Origin of the sequence: Flavobacterium sp., assembly GCF_044368625.1 — a bacterium.
Classification (GTDB): domain Bacteria; phylum Bacteroidota; class Bacteroidia; order Flavobacteriales; family Flavobacteriaceae; genus Flavobacterium.
Map to the genome: position 1 here is coordinate 1 of NZ_JBIPPD010000359.1, position 3,223 is coordinate 3,223.

Consider the following 3,223-nt stretch of genomic DNA (forward strand, 5'->3'; position numbering starts at 1 on the left):
GTCGCCGAAATCCGCGGCCAAATGGACTTCGGGCTGGAGGTCGAGCGATTGCGCAACGCACACACGGCTTTCCTGGCATCAAGTGAAGCCGGGCTAGGCGCGAACCGTGCCGAGGTCGCCCGCCGTATTCGCGATGTTGCCAGCCGACTTCCGCCGCGACGCCCAGGTTGAGGTGTCGATGACTGAGGACAGCTATCGACGGCTGCGCGGGTTGATGGGCGCCAGCGCTGTGCTCAGCATCGCGCTACTGGCAGGCCGGTTGAGTGGCCTGTGGCGCGAGATCGAATTGGCTGCGGCATTCGGGCTGACCTTGGAAGCCGACCTCGCTGTGCTGCTTTTGACGCTGCCGGACCTCATGGTCAACCTGTTGCTGTCCGGTGGGTTGGGGGCCGCACTGGTGCCGCGCTTTCGCGCGCTGGAGCCGACGCAGTCCGCTCTCTTGCTACGTCGTGCAATGGCAGTTTGCTTCGTAACCTTCGCAACAATTGCCTTGGTGGTGGGGTTCTGGCCAAAGGGTGTATTGGGCCTGTTGGCACCCGGGATCGGGGCGCCGTCGTTGGCGTCGTTACCGTCCTTGGCGATCCTCGCTGTAGCCGCAGCCATCCCACTCACGGCCCTTGCCGGGGTCAGTTCGGCTTGGCTGAACGCGAAACAGAAGTATCTGGTCGCTGGCATTGGCACGCTGATCTTCAACTTGTGCGTGCTGGCTTTTTTGTGGATCTCTGGTCCGGCACTGGCGGCCCTGGGTGCCGGCATCGTTGCAGGGGCAGCTTTGCGCCTGGCCAGCCAGCTGGGTGCTATGCCGGGCTCCGCCTGGCGAAGCGGCCCCACGCAACCGTTGCCGGATGACCAACTTCTGCGCGATTTTTTTGCGGCTACGCTGTCGGCTTCGCTGATGCTGCTCGTCCCGGTCTTCGTGCGAGCGCTGGCATCGACACTGGGCGGCGGCTCCATCGCGGCTTTCAACTATGCGCTCAAACTGGTGGAACTGCCGGTTGCGATCCTGCTTGGCTCGATAGCGACAGTTGCACTGACGACGTTGAGCGAACAGATGTCGATCGGCAACTTGGCTGAGGCACAGGCCGCGGCGCAGCGCCACATCCAACGCGGTGTGTTGCTGGCAGTGGCCGTTGTTGGCATTGGCGCTGGCTTTGCCACGCCGCTGGTTCACCTCGTCCTGGCTCGCGGCGCAATGGATGCCGAGGCGCTGGACACCGTTGCTTCGTTGCTTCGCATTGCACTGCTTGGAACGCCCGCGTTGGCCGTTAGCGGTATCGCGGTGGCCTGGTTGAATGCTGCTCGCCGACCAGCCGTGGTACTGCGGTGGAGCGGCCTTTGCCTCACACTGCTTCCCTTGCTCGCCGTGCCCGGGCTGCTGACCAACTCCGGGCCATTGCTAATGGGCGCGATGGTTGCTTTTCAGGTGCTGCTCGCAGCTTTGCTCATGCGCGCAGCTAAAATGTCGACCTTCGGCTCGCAGGGTTGGCTGAGCCGTAGACTCGTGGGTTGCGTAGCCCTAAGTCTCGGCATCGTGGCCGCTTTTGTCATGATCGACACTTTTTTGGCAATGCGCAGTGATGCTCTCCGCGCCGCGCTGGCGCTCTCAGGTTTCGCCGTTGCTGTGTTCTTGACCTTGCGTCTCTCGCGAGCAGCGCCTGACCCCATCCAGCACTCATGAAACGTTTGACTGACTTGGTGATCGCATCGGCCGCTTTGCTGCTTTTCGCACCGGTGCTGCTGGCCGTTGCGGTAGCCATCCGGCTGCACGACGGTGGGCCGATCATCTTCCGCCAGCGCCGTGTCGGCCTTGGAGGCCAGGAGTTCGGCATCCTCAAGTTTCGCAGCATGGTCGTTGATGCTGAGCGGCTCGGGGGGCACTCCACAGCGGATCGTGATTCGCGCATCACCCCAGTGGGCCGGCTCATCCGACGTACCAGCCTCGATGAGTTGCCGCAGCTGATCAATGTGATCTTCGGAGACATGAGCGTGGTGGGACCACGGCCCGACGTACCTGCGCAACGCACCAACTACACTGAGCCTGAGTGGCTGGAACGCCACAGCGTGCGGCCCGGCATTACCGGATTGGCCCAAGCCACGCTGCGCTCGGAAGCCACGGCAGAACAGCGCACTTCCCTCGATCTTCAGTACGTCAGAAATGCCTCCATAATGTTAGATCTAAAAGTTATGTTGTTGACCCTGCGACAGGTCTTCGGCAGGGGGGGCAACTGACGTGTGCGGCATTTTCGGCTACTACCACCGTGACGGGCGGTCGCTTGACGCCGGAGTGCTCGCGGCGATGGGTGACGCGATACGCCACCGTGGCCCTGACGACCGGGGCGTGCACGCCGCAGCGGGCATGGCCATCGGCAACCAGCGCCTGTCCATCATCGACATCCAGGGGGGCCACCAGCCCTTCGTATCGGATGATGGGCAGATCGTTGTGGTCCAGAACGGCGAGATCTTCAATCACGTTGAACTCGCCGAAGAGCTCGCGCGCGGCGGCCACCCCTGCCGGACGCACTCGGACACCGAGGTACTGCTGCGGCTGTACGAATCGGAGGGCATAGGCTTCCTGCACAAGCTCAACGGGATGTTCGCGTTCGCGATTCTCGACATGCGCGAACAGGCGCTGTACGTCGTGCGCGACCGCATTGGCGTCAAGCCACTGTATGTGCATGACGACGGGCGGCAACTGACCTTTGCCTCAGAGATCAAGTCCATCCTGAAGGCCGGCATGCCGCGCCCGGCCATGGACCGGGAGGCACTGCACCACTACCTGAGCTTCAACTACGTGCCGGCGCCGTACACGATGTACGAGGGTATCCGGCACTTAATGCCCGGCCACGCGATGAAAGTGACACGCGCGGGCTCGCAGACTTGGCGCTGGTGGGATCTCGCCGAGGTTCAGCCGCTTCATGGCCGTACCGAGGCTGAATGGGTAGAGGAGTTCAACGCGATCCTCGACGACGCGGTCCGACTGCGCTTGCGCAGCGACGTGCCCTTCGGCGCCTTTCTGTCTGGCGGCGTTGATTCCAGCACCGTCGTCGGCTTGATGGCGCGCCACATGAACGAGCCGGTCAAGACCTTCTGCATCGGATTCCATGACCCACGCTATGACGAAGCCGCCTTCGCGCAGGCGGCAGCAGACCGTTTCGGCACCCGGCACAAGATGGAGCGCGTCGACCCAGACATGTTGGCGCTGTGGCCGGCAGCCACTTACCAC

Annotated in this window: 3 protein-coding genes; all 3 read left to right on the forward strand. The window is 63.1% G+C overall.

Annotation, left to right across the window (positions count from 1 at the left end; translation table 11 throughout):
- Nucleotides 1–133 precede the first annotated feature (133 nt).
- Nucleotides 134–1,678 (forward strand): lipid II flippase MurJ, encoded by a 1,545-nt coding sequence (locus ACIQ2X_RS16540; RefSeq protein ID WP_396180102.1) that lies wholly within the window; start codon nucleotides 134–136, stop codon nucleotides 1,676–1,678.
- Entirely contained in the window at nucleotides 1,675–2,229 is a 555-nt protein-coding gene (locus ACIQ2X_RS16545) for a sugar transferase (protein WP_396180104.1), read from the forward strand. The genes ACIQ2X_RS16540 and ACIQ2X_RS16545 overlap by 4 nt, the downstream gene beginning before the upstream one ends.
- Before the next feature lies 1 nt (nucleotide 2,230).
- On the forward strand, nucleotides 2,231–3,223 hold a 993-nt coding region (gene asnB, locus ACIQ2X_RS16550; RefSeq protein ID WP_396180106.1), incomplete at its 3' end, for an asparagine synthase (glutamine-hydrolyzing).

Coding starts and splice junctions, on each gene's coding strand:
- ACIQ2X_RS16540 (WP_396180102.1), top strand. CDS start 134: ATGTTGCCAGCCGACTTCCGCCGCGACGCCCAGGTTGAGGTGTCGATG.
- ACIQ2X_RS16545 (WP_396180104.1), top strand. CDS start 1,675: ATGAAACGTTTGACTGACTTGGTGATCGCATCGGCCGCTTTGCTGCTT.